At 69.3% G+C, this 26,476-nt stretch carries 20 protein-coding genes; 9 read left to right on the top strand and 11 right to left on the bottom strand.

Annotated elements, in window-relative coordinates:
- Window positions 1-3: 3 nt before the first annotated feature.
- The 3 genes from ACYVOK_RS24390 to ACYVOK_RS24380 are packed head-to-tail and all read right to left on the bottom strand — an operon-like array spanning window position 4 to window position 8,198.
- On the bottom strand, window positions 4-441 hold the full coding sequence (locus ACYVOK_RS24390; RefSeq protein WP_460664848.1) for a hypothetical protein: 438 nt from the start codon (window positions 439-441) through the stop codon (window positions 4-6).
- A 10-nt stretch (window positions 442-451) separates the two neighbouring features.
- The gene (locus ACYVOK_RS24385; RefSeq protein ID WP_460664847.1) at window positions 452-634 is read right to left on the bottom strand and encodes a hypothetical protein; all 183 of its coding nucleotides are present in this window, start codon (window positions 632-634) and stop codon (window positions 452-454) included.
- A gap of 25 nt (window positions 635-659) precedes the next feature.
- Entirely contained in the window at window positions 660-8,198 is a 7,539-nt protein-coding gene (locus ACYVOK_RS24380; protein WP_460664846.1) for an Ig-like domain-containing protein, read from the bottom strand.
- 261 nt (window positions 8,199-8,459) lie between these two features.
- On the opposite strand from ACYVOK_RS24380, the gene ACYVOK_RS24375 reads away from it, so the two are divergent.
- The gene (locus ACYVOK_RS24375; protein WP_460664845.1) at window positions 8,460-9,122 is read left to right on the top strand and encodes a winged helix-turn-helix domain-containing protein; all 663 of its coding nucleotides are present in this window, start codon (window positions 8,460-8,462) and stop codon (window positions 9,120-9,122) included.
- On the opposite strand, the gene pdxR is transcribed toward ACYVOK_RS24375, so the two are convergent.
- From pdxR to ACYVOK_RS24360, 3 genes are read right to left on the bottom strand one after another with little or no spacing between them, the layout of a single operon-like run.
- Window positions 9,104-10,489: a MocR-like pyridoxine biosynthesis transcription factor PdxR gene (gene pdxR, locus ACYVOK_RS24370; RefSeq protein ID WP_460664844.1), complete on the bottom strand. Its 1,386-nt coding sequence runs from the start codon at window positions 10,487-10,489 to the stop codon at window positions 9,104-9,106. The two genes, ACYVOK_RS24375 and pdxR, sit on opposite strands and share 19 nt — an antisense overlap.
- Window positions 10,490-10,513: 24 nt before the next feature.
- Entirely contained in the window at window positions 10,514-11,089 is a 576-nt protein-coding gene (locus tag ACYVOK_RS24365) for a TetR/AcrR family transcriptional regulator (RefSeq protein WP_460664843.1), read from the bottom strand.
- Complete coding sequence (locus ACYVOK_RS24360) at window positions 11,086-12,006, bottom strand: GTP-binding protein LepA (RefSeq protein WP_460664842.1); 921 nt, start codon at window positions 12,004-12,006, stop codon at window positions 11,086-11,088. The genes ACYVOK_RS24365 and ACYVOK_RS24360 overlap by 4 nt, the downstream gene beginning before the upstream one ends.
- Before the next feature lie 178 nt (window positions 12,007-12,184).
- Here ACYVOK_RS24360 and ACYVOK_RS24355 point away from each other — a divergent pair, with 178 nt between their 5' ends.
- From ACYVOK_RS24355 to ACYVOK_RS24345, 3 genes are all read left to right on the top strand, one after another.
- On the top strand, window positions 12,185-13,018 hold the full coding sequence (locus tag ACYVOK_RS24355; protein ID WP_460664841.1) for an alpha/beta fold hydrolase: 834 nt from the start codon (window positions 12,185-12,187) through the stop codon (window positions 13,016-13,018).
- A gap of 79 nt (window positions 13,019-13,097) precedes the next feature.
- Window positions 13,098-13,565, top strand: a complete 468-nt coding sequence (locus ACYVOK_RS24350; protein ID WP_460664840.1) for a carboxymuconolactone decarboxylase family protein — start codon at window positions 13,098-13,100, stop codon at window positions 13,563-13,565.
- Between the two features lie 8 nt (window positions 13,566-13,573).
- Window positions 13,574-14,299: an isocitrate lyase/PEP mutase family protein gene (locus ACYVOK_RS24345; protein ID WP_460664839.1), complete on the top strand. Its 726-nt coding sequence runs from the start codon at window positions 13,574-13,576 to the stop codon at window positions 14,297-14,299.
- On the opposite strand, the gene ACYVOK_RS24340 is transcribed toward ACYVOK_RS24345, so the two are convergent.
- The gene (locus ACYVOK_RS24340; RefSeq protein ID WP_460664838.1) at window positions 14,296-16,188 is read right to left on the bottom strand and encodes a hypothetical protein; all 1,893 of its coding nucleotides are present in this window, start codon (window positions 16,186-16,188) and stop codon (window positions 14,296-14,298) included. The two genes, ACYVOK_RS24345 and ACYVOK_RS24340, sit on opposite strands and share 4 nt — an antisense overlap.
- Window positions 16,189-16,272: 84 nt before the next feature.
- Here ACYVOK_RS24340 and ACYVOK_RS24335 point away from each other — a divergent pair, with 84 nt between their 5' ends.
- Window positions 16,273-16,761, top strand: a complete 489-nt coding sequence (locus tag ACYVOK_RS24335; RefSeq protein WP_460664837.1) for a pyridoxamine 5'-phosphate oxidase family protein — start codon at window positions 16,273-16,275, stop codon at window positions 16,759-16,761.
- Between the two features lie 953 nt (window positions 16,762-17,714).
- Here the strand turns inward: ACYVOK_RS24335 and ACYVOK_RS24330 are convergent.
- From ACYVOK_RS24330 to ACYVOK_RS24320, 3 genes are all read right to left on the bottom strand, one after another.
- Window positions 17,715-18,545, bottom strand: a complete 831-nt coding sequence (locus ACYVOK_RS24330; protein WP_460664836.1) for an aldo/keto reductase — start codon at window positions 18,543-18,545, stop codon at window positions 17,715-17,717.
- Between the two features lie 776 nt (window positions 18,546-19,321).
- Window positions 19,322-21,301, bottom strand: coding sequence for a protein meaA (locus tag ACYVOK_RS24325; protein ID WP_460664835.1), 1,980 nt, complete (start codon window positions 21,299-21,301; stop codon window positions 19,322-19,324).
- A gap of 86 nt (window positions 21,302-21,387) precedes the next feature.
- Window positions 21,388-21,708, bottom strand: coding sequence for an STAS domain-containing protein (locus ACYVOK_RS24320; protein ID WP_460664834.1), 321 nt, complete (start codon window positions 21,706-21,708; stop codon window positions 21,388-21,390).
- Window positions 21,709-21,840: 132 nt separating this feature from the next.
- Between ACYVOK_RS24320 and ACYVOK_RS24315 the strand changes: the two genes are divergently transcribed.
- From ACYVOK_RS24315 to sppA, 4 genes are all read left to right on the top strand, one after another.
- Window positions 21,841-22,173, top strand: a complete 333-nt coding sequence (locus ACYVOK_RS24315; protein ID WP_460664833.1) for a hypothetical protein — start codon at window positions 21,841-21,843, stop codon at window positions 22,171-22,173.
- 143 nt (window positions 22,174-22,316) lie between these two features.
- The gene (locus tag ACYVOK_RS24310; protein WP_460664832.1) at window positions 22,317-22,931 is read left to right on the top strand and encodes an RNA polymerase sigma factor; all 615 of its coding nucleotides are present in this window, start codon (window positions 22,317-22,319) and stop codon (window positions 22,929-22,931) included.
- Window positions 22,928-24,040, top strand: a complete 1,113-nt coding sequence (locus ACYVOK_RS24305) for a CU044_5270 family protein (RefSeq protein WP_460664831.1) — start codon at window positions 22,928-22,930, stop codon at window positions 24,038-24,040. Before ACYVOK_RS24310 ends, ACYVOK_RS24305 begins: the two co-directional genes overlap by 4 nt.
- Window positions 24,041-24,161: 121 nt before the next feature.
- Window positions 24,162-25,814 carry a signal peptide peptidase SppA gene (gene sppA / locus ACYVOK_RS24300; RefSeq protein ID WP_460664830.1) on the top strand — a complete coding sequence of 551 codons (1,653 nt, stop codon included), beginning with the start codon at window positions 24,162-24,164 and terminating at the stop codon, window positions 25,812-25,814.
- A gap of 36 nt (window positions 25,815-25,850) precedes the next feature.
- Here the strand turns inward: sppA and ACYVOK_RS24295 are convergent, their stop codons facing one another.
- A complete protein-coding gene (locus ACYVOK_RS24295; protein WP_460664829.1) occupies window positions 25,851-26,435 on the bottom strand; it encodes a cob(I)yrinic acid a,c-diamide adenosyltransferase in 585 nt (194 codons plus the stop codon).
- Between the last annotated feature and the right edge of the window lie 41 nt (window positions 26,436-26,476).

Genomic DNA, 26,476 nt, shown 5'->3' with positions numbered 1-26,476 from the left:
GACTCAACCGCTGTTGCGGGGACGGGTGCTCCGGTAGATGGCGTGCAGGTTGCCGAGCATGAGCCCGACGGTCCCGCCGGCGAACGCCGCGACGGCGTACGGCCGGGTCGCCGGCACGAGTCCGAGCACCGCCAGCGGAATCGCGACCGCCAGTGACAGCAGCACGGCCTTCGCCGCGAATCCCTCCTCCCGGTCTCCGGCCAGCCAGCGGTTCGTGACCGCCCGGATCGCCAGATAGCCGGCGAACAGGCCGGCGACTGCACCGCCGAGCGCGATCCACACCGAGACCGCGGCCGGACTCCGCTGTGCGGCCCGGCCGAGCGCCCAGAGGCAGACGACGACGGCGGCGAGGGCGATCAGCAGCGAACCGGGCACGGCTCCGCGCGGCCAGGCATCACGGCCCTGGCCACGCGGACGGGCGTAGCGCTGAATCCCGAACATCCCGCCCTCGCTACGACGGCCGATCGCGGCGCCACAGCAGGCAGGCGGCGGCGATGCCGCCGGCCACGAGCGAGCCGATGATCGCGTCACCGGTCTCGTCGGCTCGCCCGTTGGCCCGCAGCCAGGGGATGACCAGCAGAGCCGCGATGGCGATGCCGAGCATCGAGAAACCGAACCACCGGAGCCAGTACATCAGGTCACCTCCGACCGGCCGGAGCTCAGAAGACCGAGTTCCATGCGTCCTCCACCCCGCTACTGATGGATTCACCTACATTACCGACTCCCTCGGCCACATCTCCGGCGAGATTCGACACGTCCTCACCCACCTTGTCGAACCCGCCTTCGTAGATGACGTCGCCGATGTAGCCACCGACCTTCTCACCCACCCAGGCGCCGGCTGCGGCGCCTCCGGCCGCGAAGATCGGACTGCAGACGGCCGCGGCGGGACCGCAGACGCCTCCGGCAGCGGCACCAAGGGCGCCGCCCGCCCAGCCGCCGGCGGCCTGGGCACCGGCTTTGACCCCGGTGCGCACCAGCGACTCACCCACCGGCTTGCCCTGCAACACCTGGCCGGTGAAGTCCAGGGCGTTGCCGGCCAGACCGCCGATGAACCCGGCCTTCTTGATCCTGGAGCCCCAGCGTTCCATCGCCGGGCCCCACGAGCGGAGCTTGTCGGCGGCCTGGGAGGCACCGGCGCGCAGGGCGTCCTCGGCCCGGTCGGCGTACCGGCGAAGACCGGGCAGCCGGTCCATCAGGTCGTCGACGTTGTCCCCGAGTTCCTTGCCGAGGCGGCTGACGGCAGCGGAGATCGTCCGGATGTCCCGGCCCGCTTCCTGGGCCCGCTCGCCGAGGTTCTCCACCTGGGTCGCCACCTTGTCGACGACGTTGGCGACGCCTTCCACGATGTTGCCGATACCGCCGGAGTCGTCGCCGGTGGTCGGATCGGACGTGCCGCCACCGCCGCCGTCGGCCATCAGCATGTGACCGTCGACCTCGACGAAGCTGACCGGGTTGCCGGCCGCCAGTGCGTAGCGGTTGCCGCTCAGCGGGTCCAGCGTCAGCCGCAGGTCACCGAGGGCGTTGCCGAACATGTCCTCCTGCAGGAACCGCCCGGTGTCGACGCCGTACCGGCGGGCGCCCATGTCCATGCTCGTGGCCGGCTTCGTGGCGGTCGCGGATCCCGAGTCCAGCCTGCGTCCGGAGTAGCGGTACGGGTTCAGCGGCGCCTTGTCGTTGAGGTCACCGGTGGTGAGCCCCTGGGCGTCGTCGTCCGGCGAGTCCTGGCCGCCGTACGCGTCGTACCCGTACGACGCCCGCACCTTGCCGGAGCTGTCGATCAGCTGGCTGACCGAGCCGTGGACGTCGTAGGAGTAGGTGAACGTGTCGGTCTGGGTCGACCCGTTGACGGTGTCGGTCATCGAGATCCGGTGGCCGAACGCGTCGTACGAGAACGTCTTCGTCTTCGGGTTGGTGCCGCCGGTCTGCTTCTCCTCCGTGACGTTGTTGGTCAGGCCCTCGAAGGAGAAGTCGGTGGTCCGCGAGTTCGCGGCGTCGCCGGAGTGGGTCTCCTTCTCCCGCGTCACCCGGTCGAGGGCGTCGTAGGTGTACTCGGCCGAGTCCGATACCGAGCCGCCGGAGTACTGCCGCTGCGTGGACAGCCGGTTCAGCGGGTCGTAGCTGTAGTCGGTGATCATCGTCGAGCCGCCGTTGGGGCAGCTGGCCTGCGCGCCGAGGGTGACGCAGTCGACGTTGCCGTAGTCGTCGTACCGGAAGTCCGCCGACGACGTGCTGCCGCCGACCTGAAGCTTCTTGAGCTGGTTCGACTCGTAGAACTTGCTGACGGTGTCGCCGTCGTCCTGTTCGGTGGTGACGTTGCCGGCCCGGATCGTGTCGTCGGTCAGCAGCATGCCCGGCTGGTCCAGGGTGTAGCGGGCGACGTTGTTCTCCTTCTTCTGGTGCTTGACCACCTTGCCGCGCGGGTCGTAGTCCCAGTCCGCCAGGCACGGAGTGGTGCCGACGCACGTGGTGACACCGCTCTTGGCCTCGGCCCGCTCCAGGATGAACCGGTCGGTCGTCCGGTTGCCGTTCTCGTAGCGGGTGCCTTCGTGGTAGCCGATGTCGTGCGACTCGGTCACCCGGCTGGTGCCGTCGTCGTTGTACGCGTGGGTCTTCAGGTCCTGCAGTTTGCCGTTGTCGAAGTGCCGCCAGGTCGTGCGCTGGCGCTGCTTCCAGGTCGACACGTCGGCCGTGCAGCCGTCCTTGGCCCGGAAGATGTCGCGCTGCTTCTCCCAGCCCGTGGCCCAGTACGTGTTCACGACGCGCTGGTCGTCCTTGCACTGGTCGTCGGTGCCGAGGTCCCGCTGCTCCGCCAGCCAGTCGGCGCCGTCGTAGGTCAGCAGATGCTGCCGCGGCCGCTTCGACTCCGCACCGGTCGAGGCGCTCTCCTCACCGTTCTCGAGGCGCTCGGTGACGTTGCCGTTCGGGTCGTAGGTGTACCGGCTGAACTTCCAGGTGGCGGCGTTCTCCTTGCGGTGCCGGACCTTGCCCGGCTGGTCGAAACCGGTCCAGGTCGCCTGCGTCTCGACCGGCAGATCGTTCGCGTCGCTGACACCGGAGGCGTCCAGGGCCCGGGTGATGTTGTTGTTCGCGTCGTAGCTGTACGTGCTGTCGTTGCCGTCCCGGTCGGTCCGGGTCTTCAGCATGCCGTCCAGGAAGTGGTCCCAGCGCATCTGGCGCTCGGTGTTCGGCGTGCCCGGCTTGCCCTTCACGTCCGGCGTCATGACCTGCTGCCAGCCCTGGGCGACGTAGTCGTAGACCTCCTGCGGGTCGGTCGGCCGTTTCGTGGTGCGGATCCAGCCCGGGTCGAAATAGGTCATCGTGGTCTTCGCGCTGTCGCGCACCTGGCTGGGATCAGCGGTGACGACCGGGAACGACTGCCACAGGATGTTCCCGTTCGCGTCGTAGGCGACGTGCACGTACTGCCGCTCCGGCTCCGCGGTGGAGAACGGCTGGACTGTCCTCACCATCCGGTCCACGGGGTCGTACTCGTGGCTGGTGACGAACTGCGAGAACGTCGCCTCGGTGTACGACGCCGGCCGTCCGGCCGCGTCGAAGGCGCGCGGCGACACGGTCTTGGTCTTGTTCCGGTTGGCGTCGTAGAAGGTCAGCGACGTGATCGTCTTGCCGTTGGCGGCGTCGAGGTTCTGATCCGCCCGGACCGGCAGGTCGCGGACGTCGTACGTCGTCGTGGTCTTCTGGACCCGGCCGCTCTCGATGTCGCGCTCGCGCCCGGTCACGTTGCCATGCAGGTCGAACGCGGTCCGGGTCTGGTGGCCGAGAGGATCGGTCTCGGTGACCCGCCGGTGGGCGGCGTCGTACGTGTAGCGGCTGGTGAACGGCTGCGCGGCCGCCGCCGGGCAGGTGAGGCTGCTCAGACCCGCTCGCGGCGAGGTCACCGACCTCAGGTCGCCGGCCAGGTCGTAACACAACCAGGTGTTGCGCGGCACGTCGGTGGACACGCCGTGGTCGGTCTGCCGAACCACCCGGTCCAGTACGTCGTACGCGTACACGGTGGAGTGGTCGAGCGGACTGGTCGCCTCGTCGGTGAGCACGCCCTTCGGCTTGGTGGTCTCCACCATCCGGCCGGCGTCGTCGTACCGGTACTCGGTCCGCTCGCCGAGCGGGTCCACCGACTTGTCCGGGTTCACCTGCGACAGCAGGCGGTCCATCGGATCGTACGACGCGGTCCGGACGCCGGCGCTCTCGTCGTCGTCCAGGACGCCGCCGTAGTGCGGATCGACCTGGCGAACAATGTTGTCGTTGGCATCGAACCCCGCCGAGGACCAGACCAGCTTGCCGCGGTCGGTGGAGGTGGACTTCGGGGCGCTCTGCCGGCCCAGCCGGTGGAAGGCGTCGTAGTCGAAGTACGAGCGGTACGCCCGGACGTCGGCACCACTGTCGCCCTGGTGGTTCGGGTCCTGGACCCACACCAGCTGGCCGTCCGCGTCGTATCCCATTGTGGTAACGCGGATGCCGGCCTCGTCGATCCGGCTCGGCTGGCCGGACGCGTCGTACTGGTAGGTGATCGGCCCGCCGCGTGGACGGTCGATGCGCGCCACCGTGCCGGGCGCGGTGGAGCCGGCCAGGTTCCAGGTGTAGTGGGTCTCGAAACCGGCCGGGTCCCGCATCGTCACCGGGTTGCCGGCCGCATCCGGTGTCCAGGTGGTCTGGTGGCTGACGCCCTTCGGCGGGATGTTCTTGGTGAGCACACCCCAGTGCCCGGCGGTGTCCCGGGCGTCCAGGGCCCGGTACTGGTACTCGAGGGTGGTGACAGCGCCCACCTGGTCTCGTTGGGTGCGCAGGTAACCGTTGTGGTCGTACGTGAAGGCGCGATAGGCGCCGGTCGGCTCGGTCACCCGGGCCACCTGGTTGTCGGTGGTCCACTGCAGCGCCGTGGTCTCCTCGTTCGGGTTGGTCATCGTGGTGACCCGGCCGAGCGTGTCGTAGGCGTAGTCGGTGTCCCGGCTCAGCGGCGCGTTGACGGTGGTGACGCGGCTGGTGATGTTGTAGGCGAACGTGGTCGTCTTGCCGGACCGGTTTGTCCGGCTCTTCAGCTTCCAGCGCAGGTGCGCGCCCTCGGACGGACCGTAATAGGCGAAGGTGGTCTCGGCGCCGCGCGGGTCGCCGATGCTGAACAGGCGGGTCGACTGGCTCGGCGTGTGCGGGTCCGGGTTGACTCGGGCCGCGGCGTCCGGGATCGCCGGGCCGGTGCCGTTCGGGACCGTGTAGGTGAAGACGAACGATCGGTCCGCGAGCCGCGTGCCGTTGGCCTGCAGGCCACCGCGCTGGGTGATCCGCAGCAGGTTTCCGTCGTCGTAGTACTCGAAGTCCAGCGCCGAACGCGAGTGGTCGAGGATGCGCTGGATCTTGCCGCGGACGTGCGCCTTCTTCGCCTCCGCCTTGCTGTAGTAGTCGACCTCGAAGAACCGGCCGGCCGCGTCGTGGACCTTGACGATCCGCCGCTTCGGCCCGCCCGGGTCCTCACCGGGCGGCGTGTCCTGGAGCTCGAACCGCAACTGGTTGCCGTTGCGGTCGGTGAGGTACGTCGGGTAGCCGTCGGCGTCGAACCAGAACGTCACGTTGTCGGGCCGGGTCAGCGCCCAGTGCTTGACCGGATCCGTCGTCGACCGCAGGTACAGGTTCACTCCGGCCGGCTCGGTCCACGTGGTGGTGCCGTCGGCGTTCGTGGTGCCCTTGAACTCGTGCGTGGTGCCGTCGCCGTCGGTCACGACGACGTACTTGCGGGACTTCCCGCTGATCTGGTCGGCGTTGTTCGGGTGGATGTCCAGACCGTAGCCCCACCGGGTCAGGCCGGAGATCGACAGCGAGACGTTGTTGCCGGCCGGCGACTCGGAGTGGTCCTCGAGGGAGTTGTAGGTCAGGTCGAGCATCGTGGCCAGGCCGCGGCCGGGCGCGTAGAACGGTGACCAGCGCCACAGCATGTTGCCGTTGGCAACGTTGGTGAGCACGTTCAGGCCGGCGCCGCCCGGCTCGCCCTCGTACTGCCAGTACTTCTCCAGGCCGAGCGCGCCTTCCAGGTTCTTCTCCACGATGACCGGATGGTCGACCGGCTTGTTGCCCCGGCCGGCGTACCACTTGTTCAGGGTCGTCGCGTTCCGGTCGTAGATGTCGAACCGCAACCGGACCTGGGACAGATCGGTGCCCAGCGGGATGGCCGGGGGTTCGACGGTGATCGGGATCCGCTTGCTCTGCCCCGGCTGAACGGTCTGCGGGAAGTAGTCCGTCCCCGGGCCCTCGAACAGTACGACGCCGTCGTTGGTGTACCAGCGGTACCAGAGCTGCAGGTCGGTGCTACCGGTGTTGCGCCAGGTCACCGTGCTGTTGTTGGTCACCGTCACGTCGGCCTGGAAGGCGTTCGCCGACACCATGTCGGGTGGCGGCGGCACCACGATCGTGTCCTCGGCGGACTGCGTCGCCGTTTCGGACTGGTACGCCTGGGTGCTGTCGACCGGTGCGCTCACCAGGTCCTTCGTCGCAGTGCCGGAGTCCACGCCCGCCGCGAGTTCGTTGCCCAGGATGGTGGGCGGGATCGCAAACGGATCGTCGGCGTTGCCGAGCACGTTCAGGTCGTACCCCGCCTGGTACGCCGTGCCCGCCGTGTTCGCCACCGTCACGGCGGCCGCAGTCGACACCCGCACGCGGCCGGCGGCGTCGTACGCGCGGACGGTGAGGGCGTGCGAGCCGTCGTACGCCGTACGCAACGTGTCGAGGGTGTTCCAGCTCGCGGACCAGGGCGCGACGGTGTCGGTGGCGAACACCTCGTCGTCGGCCAGGAATTCGACCTTGGTCACGGCGACGTCGTCGGTGGCGGACGCGTTGACCGTGACGGTGCCGCTCACCGATGCGCCGGTGCCCGGCGAGGTGACGGAAGCGGCCGACGGTGCGGCCGAGTTGTCCACGATCATCGAGCTGTTCGGTGACGTGGTGACGTTGCCGGCGTCGTCGGTCGCGCGGACGGCCAGGGTGTGACTGCCAGCGGTCGCGCCGGTGGAGTTCCATGTCGTCGTCCACGGGGCCGCGGTGTCGGTGGCGACGACCACGCCGTCCACCAGGAACTCGACCTTGTCCACGCGGCGGTCGTCACCCGCGGCCGCCGTGAGGACCGCGGCGGTCCCGGACACGAGTTGGCCGGAGGCGGGCTCCGCGACGGCCGCACGCGGCGGGCGCGGCGCCGTGGCGTCGGTGTAGCTGAGGATCAGACGCGGACGCTCGGCGGCCACGGAGTAGTCGTCGCTGCGATAGTCGAAGTACTGCTGGGCGGTGGGCAACGTCTCGGTCGAGGCCTTCAGCAGCAAGCCGTGGTTCGGCGTGCCGGAGACCCAGCGCTGGACCATCGCACCGATGGCGAAGCTGTCGGTCCCCGCTGTGGTCCGTGCCTTGGCCGCGACCGAGGCGTTGACCGCGGGGTCGTACGCGCTGCCGGCGGCAGCCCATTTCACACCGCTCTGCGTCTCGTTCCAGGTCACGCCGGTCCCGTCACACTGGCCGGTGCCGGTGCCTTCGGTCCACGGCTGCTTGAGCCGGTGAACGGTGAGCTGACCGGCGCTGTTGGCAGTCGCGGCGTAGTTGAGTGACAGGGTGGCGGAGGTCACCGTCGCCGTCGGCGGGATGTCCCGCAGGTCGAACCGCAGCACCGGCCGGTGCACCACGCCGTTGGTCGCCGGACCGATCCGCAACCAGCTTGCGCCGCCGTAGTTGTAGTCGTTGTAGCAGGTGACCGGAGTCGTCGTGTCCTGGGCGACGTACGACGCCTGGGCGGTGAGCGTCTTGTCGGTCCTGCCACTGACCGGAAGGGTCACGCGTTGCTCGGCCGAGACCAGCGAGCCGACCTTCACCTTGTACGAGAACGCCGTAGCGGCTTTCGCCGTCGTGTCACGGTACCGCGTGGTCCCGATGTCACTGATCGTGGTCAGCAGAGTGCCGGCCGACGGCGTGAAGCCGGCGGTCGCCGACCGGTGGACCTCGTAGCTGGTGAAGCCCGTTGTCGTGTCCGGGACGAAGCGGCTCCACGAGAGCTCGGCGCCGTCGCTGTGCCGGGTCGCCGGGGCATCGAGCGTCACCGCCACGGCCGCGTACGCCGCGGGTGGTCGTGGGAGCACGGGCAAGGAGCTCGACCCGACCAGGAGCGCTCCCACGATCATGCCGACCAGAACCCGATTCCATCGCACGGCGTACATCGCGGCCCCCTCTTGGCGCTGAGCAGATCAGCCCAGGCTGGCCATCCCCCTCGCCGCGCGTCACCGGGCGGTTCCCTTCACTGGGCCGCCACCAGCCGTCACAATCCGGCAATTCGCCGACAGGTACCGACAGCGGAGCGTGGACTCCGTGCAACTCTCCGACACGCGAGATCTGGATCATGACCCAACAGAGACCTACGGTGAGCGGTGCGTAAACCTCGGGGGAGGTTCCGTCCGTACAGGCGCTGGGGGTGTCTGAGAATGCGCCGACACAACCATGAGCAGGCCATCCGGCTGGTCGTCCGCCACGAGCAGCCCGAGGAAGGCTGGCGGCTCGTCGTGTCACTCGGGCTGGTCGGCCTGGTGCCGATGCTCGCGGTCGACGCCGACCACGCCGAGCGGCTGGCCGACTCCGACGTCGACGGCCTGCTCCAGGTCGAGGACAACTACGCCGAGTTACGGCTGGTCGAGCCGGACTGGCCCCTGCTCAGCCGATGGCTGTGCCAGGGCCAGGCCGAGATCCAGACCGCACTCACCGTTCGCGACCTGATGATGCGAGCCGGCCGGGGCCGGACGCTGGTGTGGGGTCCGCTCGAGATCCAGCCACGGCTGTTCACCGCCTCCTGGCACGGGCGGCCCCTCGCGCTCTCACCGATCCAACTGCGCCTGCTCTCCCTGCTCGTCGCCGCCGGCGGCGAGGTCGTCACCCGGCAGCAGATCGCGGCCAGGGTCTTCGGCGACACCTTCGACCGAACGGGTGACCGCCTCGATGCCCACGTCCGCCGGCTACGCCACCTTCTGGAGAAGGACCCCTCGCACCCTCGTTTTCTCCTCACCGTCCGAGGCGAAGGCCTCCGCCTCGCGGAGCCCGACTCCGACGACGACGCCGCCGGCTCAGCCGACGGTCAGACGCCGAGGACCTGACAGAGGAGATCCAGTGCACCCGGGAACGCGTGGTCGGGCGGGGTGCCGTAACCGACGATGACCGCCTGGCGGGTCGCCGGGGTCGGGTCGAAGTGGTAGTTGCCGAGGGTGGTGAGGCCGAGGCCCTGACGGGCGGCCCGGGCGACGATCTCCTCGGCGTCGCCATGGACCTCGAGGAGGACGTGCAAACCGGCCGAGATCCCGGCCACCTTGACCTCGGGTGCGCGGACCGCCAGCAGTTCGACCAGGCGGTCGCGGCGCCGCCGGTAGTGCAGGCGCGAGCGCCGTATGTGCCGGTCGTAGTGACCCGAGGCAATGAACTCGGCGAGGACCAACTGGTCCAGCGTCGCGGTCTGGTGGTCCGCGGTCCGCTTGGCCGCGATCACCGGCTCGATCATCGCCTGTGGCAACACCATCCACGCGAGCCGCAGCCCGGGCGCGAGGCTCTTGCTCGCCGTGCCCGTGTACACGACCCGCTCGGGATCCAGCGCCTGCAAGGCACCCACGGCTTGCCGGTCGTACCGGAACTCACCGTCGTAGTCGTCCTCGATCAGCACCGCACCGGCATCGCGGGCCCATTCGACAGCCGCCGTACGACGCTCAGGAGCGAGCGGCACACCCGTCGGCATCTGGTGGGCCGGCGTCAGCAGCGCAGCCTGCCCCGACAGCCCGGTCACCTGCGCGCCCAACTCGTCGACCGGGACCGGCACCGGCTCGAGCCCGCGCGACCGGATCACGTCCAGGTGCAGGGCGTACCCGAACTCCTCGACCGACACCGTCGTACCACCCTGCGACGTCAGCACCTCGCCGAGCAGGCTCAACGCCTGCACGTAGCCCGAGCAGATCAGGATCCGTTCCGGATCGGCCCGGACCCCGCGGGCCCGGGCGAGGTAGTCGGCGAGCTGGCGGCGCAACTCGATCCGGCCGCGCGGATCGCCGTACCCGAACGCCTCGTTGGGTGCCGACGGCAACGCCTTCCGGGCGGCGGCCAGCCATTCACTGCGTGGGAACCTGGACAGGTCGGGTGCGCCCGGCGTCAGGTCGTACCGGTAGTTCTTTGCCGCGGACAACGACGGCGAGAGCGGGGGTACTGCGTCCGGGGGAGTGCTCGCGCGGTTGGCGACCACCGTGCCGGAGCCCTGGCGCGCGGTCAGCCACCCCTCGGCGACGAGTTGCCCGTACGCGTCGGCCACCGTGTTCCGGGCAATCCCGAGGTCCCTGGCGAGCGACCGGGACGACGGCAACCGGGTCCCGGCCGGCAACCGCCCGCTCCGGATCGACTCGTGCAACGCCCGGACCAGATCGTTCCGCCCCCGCGACGCCGCCAGATCGAGGTGCAGATCCGACCCCGCCGAAGTGCCCGCCATGACAGTGGACCTTATCGCCACCTGTCAGCGGGCGGTCAGGGATTCCTCGAGCAGGTTGATCATGGCGGTGTGACGTTTGGCCTCGGTGTCGGACCGGCCGAAGGCGACCACGTCCAGGAAGACGCGGCTGACGAGGAGTTCCGCGGCGGCGCGGATCCGGTCCGGGTCGGCGACGACGTCCTCGGCGCCGCTGAGGATGTCGGCGACGGTGCTGGTGGCCTCGGCGAACAACTCGGCCGCGCGGTCGGCGATCTCGGGAGAGGCCTGCGCCTCCCGGAAGACGATGATACGCACCGAGCGGTCGCGTTCCAGCTGCTGGTACATCACGGTGACGACGGAACGCAGCCGCCGGTGCAGCGAACGCCCCCGGGCGGCGGCGCGCAGTACCTCGGCGGGTCTGGCCCGCTCGTGGACCACCGCGAGCAGCAGGTCCTGCTTGGTCGCGAAGTGGTAGAACACCAGGCCGGTGGGGACGCCGGCCTCCTGCGCGATTCGCGCGGTGGACGTCGCGTCGTACCCGCACTCGGCGAACAGGCGCTCGGCGGTCTCGATGATCGCCTGACGCTTGGTGTTGCGCCCCTGGACGGGGTGAGAGGTCATTGCTTGCCCCGTCTGCGCACCGGGTGCAGGTCCCCCGCCGCCTCGGCCGCCCGCCGGAACGCCTGGAACACGTACTCCGGAACGCGCAGGCCGCGGCGATCGGCCCACAGCAACTCGTGCTCGACCCTGGCCACCTGACGGGCGTAGTTCCGCAGGCCGGGGTCGCCGCCGGCGCTGATGTCCAGCGCGCGCATCGTCCGGCCGAACTCCGCGCGTTGCTCGTCGTTGCCGACGCCGACCGGCGAGAACGTCCGCTTCCGCAACGTCCGGACCAGCCACCGCTGCCAGCCGGCCAGGTGCTCCCAGAGATCACGGGCGGCCATCTGGTAGTAGGCGAAGTGCCCGGGCTCCTGGCGGCGGATCGGTGCGACCACCGTGGTCGCGATGGCCCGCTCCCCCAGCTCGAGCAGCCCGGTGTGAAGCTTGTTGTAGGCAAGGACCGCCGATCGTTCGGTGGCCACCCCGGTCAGGTAGTAGAGCATCCGGCTCACGTCCTGTACGGCGCCGATCCGGCCGAGCGCACCGAGCAGCCGGAGCCGGAACGATACGTCGGACACGTTCGGCTCGGCCGCATCCAGGCCGGCCAGCACCTGGAGACGATCGAGAATCAGGCCGTGGTGCGTCTCCTGCGGCAGCCACACGTCGGCGTAGAACCGCCGATCGACCTCCGGCGGATCCGGGAGCAATGCGTTCAGTTCGAGGACGTTGCGCTCGACCTCGAGCTCGACCCGCGACATGTACGACAGCACCGGCCCGAACCGCTCGGCCAGGACCTCCGGCCGGCGCATCGTGTAGTCGACGCTGTCCAGCGGGATCGGCGGGTGCTCCTCCCCCAGCCGGTCGACGTGGTCTGCCAGCCTCCGCTGCTCCCTGCGGCGTTTCGCCCGCCGCCGGGCGGACACCTCCACCAGCGCCATGCGCGGCCCCCCACTCCATTGACAGGAATGCCCGATCTGCTCCCCATCGTAGCGAGTAACTGACTGATCAGTCAGTCACTTCTCTGTGACGTCGCCGACATGCGCGCGCCGCCGGTGAACGACCCGGGTGGATAGCATCGCTGGGACATCGCGAGCCACGACCAAGGGAAGAGACACCGTGTCCGACCACACCACCCCAGCTCCGCCCGCACCGGAGTCCGGGTACGCACCGGTGAACGGCCTGCAGATGTACTACGAGATCCACGGCTCGGGCGGCACGCCGTTGCTGCTGCTGCACGGCGGCCTGTTCAACATCGACCTGCAGTTCGGCCCGCTGCTGCCGAGCCTGGCCGAGAACCGGCAGGTCATCGCCACCGACTTCCAGGGACACGGGCGGACCAACGACATCGACCGTCCGCTCGGCACCGCCGACCTTGCCTCCGACGTCGTCGGGTTGCTGCAGCACCTCGGCGTACCGGAGGTCGACGTGTTCGGCTTCAGCGTGGGCGGCGCGGTGGCGCTGCATCTGGCCATCCGCAAGCCCGAGCTGATCCGCAAGGCGATCATCTCCTCGGTGTCGTTCCACCCCGACGGCGACCGGGCCGAGAACGCGGAGGCGGTCGGCGAGATGAAGGTCGAGATGATCGCCGGTACGCCGATGGAGGCCGAGTACCTGGCCAAGTCGCCGCACCCCGACCTGGAGCACCTGCAAACTCTGCTCGACAAGCTCGGCACCTACGACCGCGGCACGGCCGGCTGGTCCGACGACGACATCCGCGGCATCGCGGCGCCGACGCTGATCACGGTCGGCGACTGCGATGCGGTCAAGCTGGAGCACGCCGTCCGGTTCCTTCAGCTGCGCGGCGGTGACGTGAACGGCGACTTCGTCGGCGTCCCCAGCTCGCAGCTGGCGGTTTTCCCCGGCACTACCCACTTCTTCGGCCTCGCGCGCACCGACCTGGTCCGGGACGTGGTGCTGACCTTCCTGGACGCACCCGTGCCTGAGGCCTGAGGCCCGGGGAAAATTGGCCCCTGAAATCGTCTCGAAGGTGGACCAGGGGCCTGGGCCGATCAGGACATAGGTTGGCGACATGAGCACAACGACGACAACTCGGCGGGTCAAGCTCGCCAACCTGGTTCCCGATTTCTACAAGGCGATGATCGCGCTGGACGCGGTGTCCGACACCGGGCTCGACCCCAAGCTGGCGCACCTGGTCCGGATCCGCGCGTCCCAGCTGAACGGCTGTGCCTACTGCACCGACATGCACTCGCTCGACCTGCTGCACCTCGGCGACGACCAGCAGCGGATCACCCTGCTGCCGGTCTGGCGGGAGTCGCGCTCCTTCTACTCCGAGCAGGAGCAGGCCGCGCTGGCATTGACCGAAGCGATCACGTTGATCAGTGTTGACCACGTTCCCGACGAGGTTTACGAGGTCGCGGCCCAGGCGTTCGACGAGAAGGACCTCGCTCAGTTGATCGCCTTGATCGTGACGATCAACGCGTGGACCCGGATCGGTGTCACCGGGCGGATGGAGCCCGGCCACTACAAGCCGAGCTGAGGCGGGCGATGGCATCCCAAGCCCAGTCGTTCCGGGCGATGCACCACGGCGGTACGCCGCTGGTGTTGCCGAACGCCTGGGACCCGGTCACCGCCCGGATCGTGGCCGAGGCCGGCTTCCCGGCGGTCGCGACCAGCAGCGGTGCGGTCGCCCGCGTCCTCGGGTACGACGACGGGCAGTTGACCCCGCCGGACGAGATGTTCACCGCGGTGGCACGGATGGTCCGGGCCGTCGACGTACCGGTCACCGCGGACATGGAGGCCGGGTACGGGTTGCCGGCACAGGAGTTCGCGGAACGGCTGCTGGAGACCGGCGCGGCCGGCTGCAACCTCGAGGACTCCATCGACGGTGTACTGACCGACCCGGCCCAGTTCGCCGACTACCTGGCCGAGGTCCGCGCCACCGCCGGCGCGGACCTGGTCCTCAACGCCCGGGTCGACACCTTCCTGTACGGCGAGGATGTTGCCGACGCGATCGAGCGCGGTCGCGCCTATCGCCGGGCCGGCGCGGACTGCGTCTACCCGATCTTCGCCCCGCTGGACGTCCTGCCCGACGTCGTGACCGGAATCGGCGGACCGATCAACGCCCACGCGGCGGTGGGCGGGCCGACGCCGGCCGAACTGACGGCGGCCGGCGCCATCCGGATCTCGTACGGCACCAGCGTGCACAACCACCTGATGAGCACACTGCGGGACCTGCTGCCCTCTCTGGTCGGGGAAGACTTCTCCGCCTAGAGGTTGCCCTTGCTGAACCTCAGCGCGTAGACCAGCGCCCAGTCCTGGTCGTTCGCAAGCGGATCCGCCACGTACGCCGGCTGTCCGTTGACGCAACTCGGGTAGACGAAGGCACAGGTCGCCGTACCGTCTGCCTCGAAGTTGACCAGATTCGAGCGCAGGATCGCCTCGCTCGCCGCGTCCAGCCAGGCCGCGTCGGACTCGCCGACCAGTTCGCGCGGCCAGGCGGCGTACACGGCCGCACTCAGCACGGACCAGTAGTGCGGGAACACGTCGCCCCACAACCGCAGGCGGCCGAACCAGTACCCGTCCCAGTGGCGGATCGGCACGTGCCGCAGCCGTACGTCGGGTTGGTCGGCGGCGAACGAGGTCAGCCACTTCAGCCGGCGGTTCAATTCGGAGCCGTCGATCTGGTCGGGTGCGATCCGGTACGCCGCGACCAGCAGTTCGAGCAGCGGCGCGACCATCGACTGCTCGTAGTTCACCTCGTGCGGCGGCAGTTCGTCGCCGTACTCGAGGAACGTGCGCGCGTGCTCGACGAGCTGGTCGTGCAGTTCCAGCTCGCTCAGCAGCGGACCGAGGTCGAAGGCGAGGAAGTGTGCGCCGCCCAGCTCGTAATACCGCTCGAGGATGCGCGTCGCGCCGGCGCGGTCGCCCTGGCCGAGCAGGAACCGCGCGAACCACGGGAAGTTGTACAGCCGCACCCGGCCCTTGTGGATGCTGTCGTCATGGACCGTCCCGTCCTCGTCGACCAGGTGCTCGCGAACGAACTGCTCGTACCCGGCGAGCGCCTCGTCCAGCTCGGCCCGGTCACCCCAGCCGCGATCGCGAACCTCCTGCAACAGAAGGGCCATACCGACCCGCTCGCGCGCATCGGACCAGTCGCCCCACGCCCCGGAGAGCACGGTCAGCCCGCTCTCGTTGTCGTACGGCACGAACGCGTACCGACGGCTGTCCGCCAGCTCCGGCCGGCGCTGCTTGTCGAGGATGAACCGCACCCGCCGTTCGGCGATCTGCCTGAGCGGCTCATGGAACAGTACGGCGATCCGCGCGGTCCGGTCGCCGTCCTTCGCCTCGACGTGCTGGATGCCGGCCTCGTCGCTGGTGACCTCGGTCGGTCCGCTTCCGGTGAGCCGGATCGTCTCACCCACCTCGGCTGCCAGGGTGTCCGCGTCGATCAGCGGTTGCCGATCCGCGTGGAAGCCGGGCAGGTCGTCGTACCAGGAAAGCTGCCAGGTCCAGCGGTACGACGCACCCGGGGCGAGGGTGATCGGCGGCTGACCGCCCATCGCGTGCGGCGCGCGGGCGTGGTCGGTGACGTGCAGGTAGAGGTGACCGCGGATGTTGCTGCTGGTGCCGGCCTCGCGCGACTCGACGGAGTACGCCCACAGCTCGCCTTCCTTGAGCTGCAGGCCGAGGCCAGGACCGCTGCCGTCCATCGGCACCGCCCACACCCACGCGTCGGCGCCGCCCGTCCACACGTGCGCATGGACCGCGCCGGTCAGGCTCTCGCGACTCGACCGGTAGATGTCGCGGTACGGCGTACTGATCGCCAGCGAACCGATGTCGACCGGTGCGGTCCCGGCGTTGCGGAGCTCGTAGGTCTCGGTCCACTGGTCACCGAACCGGCGGCCGACGCGCAACTCCAGCCCGCCCAGTTGATAGAGCAGGTCGATGCCGGTTTGCCGCCAGCGCACCAACTCCGGATGGTCGAAGCGGTGGCTTCCCCGGTCGGTGATCACGAACCCCTTGCCCCAGGCATGCAGCGTGTCGTGCACACCACCCTCGTCGTCGAGCAGCACGCGCCGGCCGTCCGGGTGGATCACCTGCTCGACAGCGCCGTCGTCACCGACCTGGACCGTGCCCGCACCGAATCCGAAGATTTCCACGATTGCCCAACCTATCGATGTCGAAAGCCGCTCATCGGCTCCGTCCCCCTGGTGAGAACACTCCTCCGACGAAAGGATCGGACCATGACCAAGGACGAGATCGCCGAAATCCTGGCCAAGCCGTACGCACAGCAGTTGCTGCACGGCCCCGAGCCGGCGCGGCTGGCGTACAACGGCCTGGACGGCGACCCGCGGGTGATCCCGATCGGGTTCTGGACCGAAGGTGAGCACCTCGCGATGGCGACCGTGCCGACCTCGGCGAAGGTCGCGGCCCTGCGCAAGAACCCGAAGGTCGCGATCACCATCGACAAGGGCGCGTTCCCGCCCAAGGTCCTGCTGCTGCGCGGCACCGCCGAGGTCGAACTGGTCCAGGGCATCCCGGAGGGCTACCTGCAGGCCGGCCACAAGGTGATGACCGACGAGCAGTACCCCGGGTGGGAAACCGGCGTGAAAGGCCTCTACACCGAGATGGTCCTCATCACCGTCACCCTCACCTGGGCCAAACTCCTCGACTTCGAAACCACCCTCCCCAAATCCGTCGAAGACCTCATCAAGCAGAAATCACCCGGCTAATCCCCACCCCTGCCACGCAGCCGCTCCCGCGTCCCGCTCGGACGACTGCTTGTCGGTGTCCGTCAGCCAGACAGGTGGTTGTCACGCTCACGGGAAATTGCCCACGCGTGCTGCGCAGCCGCTCCTACGTCGCGCCCGCTACGCCCGCTCCCACCCACCCGATCTTCCTCGCGGGCTACCGCCTCAATGTGCGGGCTACCGCCCTCAGTCGGCGGGCTGCCGCCCGCGTGCGCGGCTCCTGCGTGCGCCCGGTTTCCCGCATGCCGGTGTCCGCCAGGCAAGACAGGTGGTGGTCACGCTCACCGTGCAATTCACCCACGCGTGCTGCGCAGCCGCTCCTACGTCGCGCCCGCTACGCCCGCTCCCACCCACCCGATCTTCCTCGCGGCCTACCGCCCTCACCTGCGCGCTTACCGCCCTCGATCTGCGGGCTGCCGCCCTCAACTGACGGGGCTGTCGCCAGCGTGCGCCTCCTGCGTCGCGCTTGATTTTCGGCTGGCCGGTGTCCGTCAGGCAGACAGGTGGTGGTCACGCTCATCGGGAAGTCGCCCACGCGTGCTGCGCCCCCCACCCGATCTACCTCGCGGGCTACCGCCCTCAGTTGGCGGTCTGCCGCCCGCATGTGTGCGGGACTATCGCGCTTGTTGTGCGGGCTTCGCCCTCAGCCGGCGGGGTTGCCGCCCGCGTGCGCGCTCCTGCGCGGCGCTTGGTTTCCTGCTCTCCGGTGTCCGTCCGGCAGACGGGTGGTGTCGCGCTGAGCGTGGGATTCCCAGGCGGCTAGGCAGCCCGCTCCTTCATCGCGCGGTCGACTTGTCCGAGCGGCGTTGTCCGCAGGGCCGCCGTTCGTCTCGGTCTATATGTTGTCCTCGGTGTGGACCTGTTTAGAGGGCGCAGCATGCGTGGGTTCCACGACACGCGCACCCGGGGAATCGCTCGGGTCTACGGAACCCCGGTCAGGACCACCATTTCTGGCGGCGGGCCAGGGCGTCGGCGGTTTGGTTGGTGGTGTCCAGGGCGTCCAGGGCGGCGACGGCGTCTTCGTCCAGGTCGAAGTCGAAGACGGCGAAGTTCTCCTCGATGCGTTCCCGATGTGTCGACTTGGGGATGACCGACAAGCCCTTCTGGATTGCCCATCTGATCAGGACCTGCGCGGGAGTGCGTCCGGTTGCGGACGCGATTCGCCCGACCACCGGATCATCGAGGTGCCGGCCGGTTCCCAGCGGGCTGTAGGCCTGGGCGACCACGCCCGCGTCCTCACACGCCTCGACCAAGGACCGGCGGTACTCGAACGGACTGAACTGGATCTGGTTGACCGCCGCCGGGATCTGGCTCACCTTCGAGAGCTCCCGCAGTTCCGCGGCGCTGAAGTTCGACACTCCGATCGCCCGCGCCAGCCCGGCCTCACTGGCCCGCTCCATACCGGGCCAGGCCCACGTCGGCCCGCGCTGCGGCCAGTGGATCAGATACAGGTCGAGGTAGTCGGTGCCCAGCCGCTCCAAACTTCTCTGCGCCTCGGCAAACGGATCGCGGCTTCCCGGATAGAACTTCGTGGTCAGGAAGATTTCCTCGCGCGGAATGCCGCTGCTCCGGATCGCTCGCCCGACACTCGCTTCGTTCCGGTAGGCCTGCGCCGTGTCGATCAGCCGGTACCCGGTCTCGAGCGCCGCGGCAACCGCCCGCTCACACTCCCGCCCGTCCCGCACCTGCCAAACCCCGAGCCCCAGCACGGGAATCTCCGCACCGTTCGACAATGTCCGAGTCGCCTGCTCACCGTTCGCGCCCATGCCCTCCCTTCTACCACGCCACCCACAACATCCCCGGCGAACGTGACACCAGTTGCCTGTCGACGGACACCGCCAAGCAGCCGTCCGAGCGCGACGCAGGAGCGCGCACGCTGGCGGCAGCCCGCCAACCAAGGGCACTAAGCCGCAGGTGAGGGGCGGTAGCCCGCAGGGAAAGCTCGGGTGGGGGGAGCGGGCGTAGCGGTTGCGACGCAGGAGCGGCCGCGCAGCTCGCGTGGGGACGCCCCCGGGTCTCGTTCGTGCTGCTGCAGCTGGTGGCACCACGAGCGCGTTCAGGCTGGTGGCGGGTCGGCCATGACGCCAGTTGTCGGGGTGACGGACAACCGGCCAGCAGGAAACCGGGCGCGACGCAGGAGCGCGCACGCCGGCGGCAGCCCCCCAACCAAGGGCGCTAAGCCCGTAGGTGAGGGCGGTAGCCCGCACATGAGATCGGGTGGGCGGGAGCGGGCGTAGCGGGGGCGACGCAGGAGCGGCCGCGCAGCTCGCGTGGGGACGCCCCAGTCCGCGTGACACCCGTTGTCGGGCCGACGGACACCGACAAGCAGTCGTCCGAGCGCGACGCAGGAGCGCGCACGCGGGCGGCAGCCCGCCAACCAAGGGCGCTAAGCCCGCAGGGAAGGGCGGTAGCCCGCAGGGAAGGGCGATAGCCCGCACAGAAGATCGGGTGGGCGGGAGCGGGCGTAGCGGGGGCGACGGAGGAGCGGCCGCGTAGCACGCGTGGGAAAGAAGCCCTTCCAGCACGCGTGGGAAGGAAGGCCTTAGAGCTTGTTGGCCCGGCGGATGACGTCTACTACGTCGGACATCATGCCGGTGAGGTCGTAGTCCTTGGGGGTGTAGACGGCGGCGACGCCGGCGGTGAGGAGGGTGCGGGCGTCGGCGTCGGGGACGATGCCGCCGACGACGACCGGGACGTCTTCGAGGCCGGCTTCGCGGAGGCCGGCGACGACCTGCGGGACGAGTTCCATGTGCGATCCGGACAGGATGGACAGGCCGACGCAGTGGACGTCCTCGGCGACGGCGGCCGCGACGATCTGCTCGGGTGTCAGCCGGATGCCCTGGTAGATCACCTCGAACCCGACGTCCCGAGCCCGTACGGCGACCTGTTCGGCGCCGTTGCTGTGACCGTCGAGCCCCGGCTTGCCGACGAGGAGCCGCAGCCGCCCGCCCAACTCTTCCGACGTCGCCGCGACCTTCGACCGGACGGCGGCGATGGCCTCACCGCCGGCCGAGACGCCGACCGATCCGGAGACCCCGGTCGGTGCGCGGTACTCGCCGAACATCTCGCGCAGCACCCCTGCCCACTCCCCCGTCGTCACACCCGCCCGGGCGCATTCCAGGGTGACCGGCATCAGGTTGTCGGTGCCTTTCGCCGCGTCACGCAACTTGGCGAGCGCGGCCTCGACCGCCTTCTGGTCCCGCTCGGCGCGCCACGTCCGCAGCGACTCGAGCGCCGCACTCTCGGCGGCCGGGTCGACGGTCTGGATCGCGGTGTCGAGGTCGGCGGTGAGCGGCGACGGCTCGGTGTTCTCGAACTTGTTCACCCCGACGACGATCTGCTCACCGGACTCGATCCGCTGCCGCCGTTCGGCATGGGACGCGACCAGCGCCTGCTTCAGGTAACCGCTCTCGACGGCCGCGACCGCACCGCCCATCGCCTGCACCCGGTCGATCTCCTCACGGGCACCGGCGACGAGTTCGTCCACTTTGGCCTCGATCACGTGCGATCCGTCGAAGATGTCGTCGTACTCGAGCAGATCCGACTCGTACGCGAGGACCTGCTGCATCCGCAGCGACCACTGCTGGTCCCACGGACGCGGAAGGCCGAGTGCCTCGTTCCACGCCGGCAACTGGACGGCGCGGGCGCGGGCGTTCTTCGACAGCGTGACACCGAGCATCTCGAGCACGATCCGCTGGACGTTGTTCTCCGGCTGCGCCTCGGTCAACCCGAGTGAGTTGACCTGGACGCCGTACCGCAACCGCCGCGCCTTCGGGTCCTGTACGCCGTACCGGTTCAGCGTCAGCTCGTCCCAGAGCCGCACGAACGCGCGCATCTTGCACATCTCCTCGATGAACCGCACGCCGGCGTTCACGAAGAACGAGATCCGCTGCACCACGTCGCCGAACCGCTCCGGCGGCACCTGGCCGCCGTCGCGAACCCGGTCCAGTACGGCGATCGCGGTCGACAGCGCGAAGGCGAGTTCCTGGACCGGCGTCGCACCGGCCTCCTGCAGGTGGTAGCTGCAGATGTTGATCGGGTTCCACTTCGGGATGTTGGCGACCGTGTAGGCGATCAGGTCGGTGGTCAGCCGCAGCGACGCGTCCGGCGGGAAGGCGTACGTCCCACGGGACAGGTACTCCTTGACGATGTCGTTCTGCGTCGTGCCGGTCAGTTCGTCGGGCAGCGCGCCCTGTTCCTGCGCGGCGACCTGGTAGAGCGCGAGCAACCACATCGCGGTCGCGTTGATCGTCATCGACGTGTTCATCTGCGCCAGCGGGATCTGGTCGAACAGCGCACGCATGTCGCCGAGATGCGCGACCGGTACGCCGACCTTCCCGACCTCACCCTTCGCGAGCGGGTGATCGGCGTCGTACCCGGTCTGGGTCGGCAGGTCGAACGCGACCGACAGCCCGGTCTGGCCCTTGGCCAGGTTCCGCCGGAACAACGCGTTCGACTCCGCCGCGGACGAGTGGCCCGCGTACGTCCGCATCACCCACGGTCGATCCTTCTCGGTCGCCATGTACCCGAGAGTAGGACCGTGTTCCCTGGTGAGTCCGCACCTCGTGACCGGAGTCACCAGGGGGTTAGATCACACTGACCGTCACCTCAGGCGCTGATCGCCAGCGGAGTCCGCTCGACGTGCAGGACGCGGTGCAGGCGGGTGACCGCGAGGATGCGGACCACCGACGGCATCGGGTGCCACAGGACGAGTTGACGGCCCAGCAACTGGGTACGGCGATGGGTCGCGACCAGCAGGCCGAGCCCGGTCGCGTCGACGGCGTCGACTTCCTCGAGGTCGACGATGACGTCGCCGACCGAGGTGTCGATCACCTGGTTGAGAGTTTGACGGACGTCGCCCACCGAGCGAACGTCCAGGATGCCGGTCAGGTGTACCACGTTCGGCTTGTCATGGGTCGGTGCGAGCATGTCCGTGCCCTCCGCTCTCCCGGCGGCCCCCGAGTCATCGGCCGCACTGCAGCGTGCCTGCTTGTGAACGTAAAGACTCCCTGGGAACGCAAAAGGTTGCCAAGGCCTCGCGACCTTTTATTTCGCGAGACAATGGTGTCCGTGTTCGCCGAGCAGTACTTCCTTTTCCCGTTGGTCGCGATGGCGCTGGCCGGGCTGATGGTGCTGCTGTGCCGCTGGGCGTTCTCGAAGGCGAAAGGCGGCTCGCTGGTGCGCCGGGTCGACCACAGCCCGGCGGAACGCGACGCGTTCGGCCTGCTGATCGACGTACGGACCCTGCCGACATACAACGAGGCCCGGGTCACGGTCTCGATGCTGAAGGACTTCGGCATCAAGGCCACCGCGGCCCGGACGAAGGACGGCTGGACCGTGTACGTCTGGCCGCGGGACGAGGCCGCGGCCCGCGGACTCCTCGACGCCTCCTGACTCTGCCGTCGTCTTTGACGACGCTGTCCACCTGAGAGCGTTCTCGCGCGTCATCTTCCCGGAGCGGCGATCGCGAGAAGGGGTCTGGGGACATCGGACAAGAAGAGGGTGAGCCGACCGGCACACCAGACGTGAGGAGTCCGATGACGCCCGACCTGGCCTTGGCGACGCTTGCGTTCCCCGGTCGGTTGCCGGCCACCGCCGTACCAGCGAGCGATGCGGACGAGGACGGCCGGGTGCTGGAGGCGTCGGTGCGGGAGCCGGACCGGTTCACGCTGATCTTCGACCGGTACTTCGCGCAGGTGCACTCGTACGTCGCCCGGCGGCTCGGCACCGACATCGCGGACGACCTCGCGGCGGAGACGTTCCTGATCGCGTTCCGGCAGCGCGACCGGTTCGACCGGCGCAACGGTGTGGTGCGCGCCTGGCTGTACGGCATCGCGACGAACCTCATCCGCCGGCACCGCCGCGACGAGGTCCGGGCCTGGCGTGCGGTGGCGAAACTGCCACCGCCGACAGCTTCCACCGAGCACGAGGACCGCATCGCCGCACAGGTCACCGCGCAGGGCGCGAGCCGCGAACTCGCCGCCGCCCTCGCGAAGGTCTCCGCCAAGGACCGCGAGGTGCTGTTGCTGGTGGCAATCGGACAACTCACGTACGACGAAGTGGCCGAAGCACTCGGCATCGCGTACGGAACCGTCTGCTCCCGCCTGTCCAGGGCGCGCCGCATCCTCCGAGACTCCCTGGACCCGCTGTGAACGAACTCGAGAGGATCCGCAAGGCGTTCCCGGAGCCGGAGGGCCCCACCGCCGAGACGACCGCGGCCGCGCGGCGGCAGGTGCAGCAGTTGATCCGCGAGGCTGAGCGACCGACACGGCGCCGCGCTCGGGCCAGGGCGGCGTGGGTCGGTACGGCGCTCACCGCTACCACCGCTGTGGTGACGGTGGTCGGTCTGGGTGTGCCCTTGCTGCGAGGATCCCCCGCACCTGAGGCGGCTCCGGCGACCATCACACCGACCGCGCCGCGGTTCACGAGTGCGAGCCAGGTGCTGATCGCCACGGCGGTGCAGCAGGAAACAGATGAGAAAGTCTCGGGAAAGTTCTTCCGAGTGCGGAGCCTGCACATCGGTGCGGCGACGCGGGTGGGCAATCCGAAGTACACGCTGGAGCGGCGCACGATCGGCGAGAGCTGGATGCCGATGAAGCCGGGTGTGCAGTCCTGGTTCGGCTGGGTGGACCTCGGCTACCGCCCGGCCGCACCCGCCGACGTGGCCAAGTGGCGAGCCCAGGGGTCACCACGATCATGGCAACTGGTCTACGAGGAGGACCCGATCACCATGGCTCCCAGCGAACCGGTGGTGACCAAGATGGCGTTCGACGAGGCCCCGTCCGGCTACTACCTGACCGGCGGCAAGTCCCTGACCGCACAGCAGATCGCGGCGCTCCCGACCGACCCGGTGAAGCTCCGCGCCGTCCTCGCCCGCACTGCCGACCCGGATGCGACCGCGTTCGAACGCGACTACGTGGTGTTCGCCGCAGCCGGGCGGCTGTTGTTCGAGATGCCCTCGCCACCGAAGCTCCGCGGCGCGGCCCTTCGCGTGCTGGCCGCGCTGCCCGGCACCCACGTCCGCACCGGTGTCGAAGACCCGATCGGCCGGCTCGGCACCGAGATCACCATCGGCACGAAGCCGGACCTGCCGAGCGGCGGCAAGACCTTCATGATCCGCGGCGGCGCCCGGTACATCATCGATCCCGCAACCGGGCGCCTGCTCAGCTCGACGTACGGCGGGAAGCTCGCCGCGACCGTCGTCCTGGAATCCGGCTGGACCGACGAGAACCCGACGCCACCCTCACCTGCCGTCCGTTGACTGCACCGGTCGACATCGAACTGTTTGCCGGACACCTACAAGCCGTTCGGTGCCCGGGCCTGCGGGTACTTCGACTCCATCGAGACCGAGGGTTCTTGTGGCGGCGTCTAGGGTCGGTGGCATGGGGATTCTGCTGGAGCTGGATCTGACCAGGGGTGTGCTCGAGACGCCGCCCGCATCGCCGGTGGCCGCGTTCCGCGCGCGGCACCTGCCGACACTGCGTGAGTTGGTCGCGGCCCTGCGCAAGGGTGCCCGCGACGACTCGGTCGTCGGTCTGGTCGCTCATCTGGGCGGACAGCGACTGTCGCTCGCCCAGGTGCAGGACCTGCGGGAAGCGGTCGCGGATTTCCGTACGTCGGGGAAGCCGGCGGTGGCGTGGACGGAGTCGTTCGGCGAGACCGGTCATGGGACGGTGCCGTACTACCTGGCCACCGCGTTCGACGAGATCTGGGTGCAGCCGTCCGGCGATCTCGCGATCACCGGCGTGTCCGTGCAGGCCGTCTTCGTCCGCGGCGCGCTGGACAAGGCCGGCGTGATCCCGCAGTTCGGCAAGCGCCGCGAGTACAAGACCGCCGCGGACACCTTCACGGAGAAGGAGATGACCGAGCCGGCCCGCGAGATGGCGTCCCGGCTGGCCGAGTCGGCGTACGAGCAGATCGTCGAGGGCATCGCCGTACGACGCCGTCTGGACACCGCACGAGTGCGGGAGCTCGTGGACAGCGCACCACTGCCCGCACAGGCCGGGCTCGAGGCGGGACTCGTCGACCGGGTCGGCTATCGCTCCGACGTGTACGACGAGCTGCGGAAGGCACTCGGCGAGACCACACGCCTCTTGGCCGAGCGGTACATCCGCCGTGGTCCGCGGACGCTGCAGGACCTTCGCAAACAACTCCCGTGGCCACAGAAGCCAGTCGTGGCCGTCGTACGCGTGTCTGGCGCCATCAACGTGGGGCGGAACTCCAGCAGTCCCCTCGGCAGTTCCGGCTCGGGCTCTGACACGGTCGGCGCCGCGCTGCGTGCCGTCGCCGACAACGACAAGGTGAAAGCCGTCGTACTGCGCGTGGACAGCCCGGGAGGCTCGTACGTCGCCTCGGACGCGATCCGGAACGAAGTACTGCGGCTGCGGTCCACCGGGCGGCCGGTGATCGCGTCGATGGGCACTGTGGCGGCGTCCGGCGGCTACTTCGTCGCGATGCCGGCCGATGTGATCGTCGCGCAGCCGGGCACCATCACCGGCTCGATCGGCGTGCTGTCCGGCAAGGGCGTCGTACGGGACGCGCTCGGCCGGATCGGCATCTCACAGCAGGCCGTGTCCGAGGGCGAGAACGCGCGGATGTACTCCGCCCAGGAGGAGTTCACCGACGAGCAGTGGGCGCGGCTCGAGGAGACGCTCGACCGCATCTACAAGGACTTCGTTGCCAAGGCCGCCCAGGACCGCGGTCTGCCCGAGGAGCAGTTGGAGACTCTCGCACGCGGTCGCGTGTGGACGGGTGCCGACGCCCACGCCCGCAAGCTCGTCGACGAGCTCGGCGGGTTCCAGCACGCGCTGACCATCGCCTGCAACCGGGCCGGTCTGGACCGCGACAACATCGCCCTGGCCACGGTCCCCCACCGCAACTTCCTGGACCAGCTGCGCGCACCCACGACCACCGACGACCTGGCCGTCAGGGCCCAGCCACTGACCCTCGACGGCTTGACCACCGGCATCTACACCGCCCTGGGCCTACCACCCGAGGGCCTGCTGCGGATGCCGCTGAACTGGCAGCTGGTCTGACTGAGCCGCGTCGTCGAGCGCGGACCCGGCTGCCCGTCACTGCGTGCGATCGCCTCCTGGCACCCACAGGACGTCGCCGCCGGAGGACAGGTTGGCGACCCGGCCGAGGATGAACAGCAGGTCGGAGAGGCGGTTGAGGTAGGTGATGGCGAGCAGGTTGATCGACGGGCCGAGCGCCTCCACCGCGGCCCAGCCGGCGCGTTCGGCCCGCCGGACGACGGTCCGGGCGAGGTTCAGGTAGGCGGCGCCCTCGGTGCCGCCGGGCAGGACGAACGACCGAAGCTTGGTCAGCCGGCTGTTGTACTCGTCGCACCAGCCTTCGAGGCGGTCGATGTAGTCCTGGGTGATCCGCAGCGGCGGGTACTCCGGATTCGGCGTGATCGGGTTGCACAGGTCGGCGCCGACGTCGAACAGGTCGTTCTGGATCCTGGTCAGCAGCACCACCAGGTTGCTGTTCAGGTGCCCGGCGGCGACGGCCACTCCGATCGCGGAGTTGGCCTCGTCCACCTCGCCGTACGCCGCCAGCCGCGGATCGGTCTTCGAGGTCGTCGAGTTGTCGCCCAGGCGGGTCTCGCCGGCGTCACCGGTCCGGGTGTAGATCCGCGTCAAGTTCACAGCCATGGCAAGGACTCTACGCAAAGCGCGGATCGGTCAAACGCTAC

This window comes from Kribbella swartbergensis (assembly GCF_054784135.1).
Note: the sequence above shows the minus strand (reverse complement) of the source record. Positions and strands in the feature narration are given on the sequence as shown.

Bases quoted from the DNA above. Each gene is read 5' to 3' on its own strand.
- ACYVOK_RS24390 (WP_460664848.1), bottom strand. From the start codon at position 441: ATGTTCGGGATTCAGCGCTACGCCCGTCCGCGTGGCCAGGGCCGTGAT.
- ACYVOK_RS24385 (WP_460664847.1), bottom strand. From the start codon at position 634: ATGTACTGGCTCCGGTGGTTCGGTTTCTCGATGCTCGGCATCGCCATC.
- ACYVOK_RS24380 (WP_460664846.1), bottom strand. From the start codon at position 8,198: ATGTACGCCGTGCGATGGAATCGGGTTCTGGTCGGCATGATCGTGGGA.
- ACYVOK_RS24375 (WP_460664845.1), top strand. From the start codon at position 8,460: ATGCGCCGACACAACCATGAGCAGGCCATCCGGCTGGTCGTCCGCCAC.
- pdxR (WP_460664844.1), bottom strand. From the start codon at position 10,489: ATGGCGGGCACTTCGGCGGGGTCGGATCTGCACCTCGATCTGGCGGCG.
- ACYVOK_RS24365 (WP_460664843.1), bottom strand. From the start codon at position 11,089: ATGACCTCTCACCCCGTCCAGGGGCGCAACACCAAGCGTCAGGCGATC.
- ACYVOK_RS24360 (WP_460664842.1), bottom strand. From the start codon at position 12,006: ATGGCGCTGGTGGAGGTGTCCGCCCGGCGGCGGGCGAAACGCCGCAGG.
- ACYVOK_RS24350 (WP_460664840.1), top strand. From the start codon at position 13,098: ATGAGCACAACGACGACAACTCGGCGGGTCAAGCTCGCCAACCTGGTT.
- ACYVOK_RS24345 (WP_460664839.1), top strand. From the start codon at position 13,574: ATGGCATCCCAAGCCCAGTCGTTCCGGGCGATGCACCACGGCGGTACG.
- ACYVOK_RS24335 (WP_460664837.1), top strand. From the start codon at position 16,273: ATGACCAAGGACGAGATCGCCGAAATCCTGGCCAAGCCGTACGCACAG.
- ACYVOK_RS24330 (WP_460664836.1), bottom strand. From the start codon at position 18,545: ATGGGCGCGAACGGTGAGCAGGCGACTCGGACATTGTCGAACGGTGCG.
- ACYVOK_RS24325 (WP_460664835.1), bottom strand. From the start codon at position 21,301: ATGGCGACCGAGAAGGATCGACCGTGGGTGATGCGGACGTACGCGGGC.
- ACYVOK_RS24320 (WP_460664834.1), bottom strand. From the start codon at position 21,708: ATGCTCGCACCGACCCATGACAAGCCGAACGTGGTACACCTGACCGGC.
- ACYVOK_RS24315 (WP_460664833.1), top strand. From the start codon at position 21,841: ATGGTGTCCGTGTTCGCCGAGCAGTACTTCCTTTTCCCGTTGGTCGCG.
- ACYVOK_RS24310 (WP_460664832.1), top strand. From the start codon at position 22,317: ATGACGCCCGACCTGGCCTTGGCGACGCTTGCGTTCCCCGGTCGGTTG.
- sppA (WP_460664830.1), top strand. From the start codon at position 24,162: ATGGGGATTCTGCTGGAGCTGGATCTGACCAGGGGTGTGCTCGAGACG.
- ACYVOK_RS24295 (WP_460664829.1), bottom strand. From the start codon at position 26,435: ATGGCTGTGAACTTGACGCGGATCTACACCCGGACCGGTGACGCCGGC.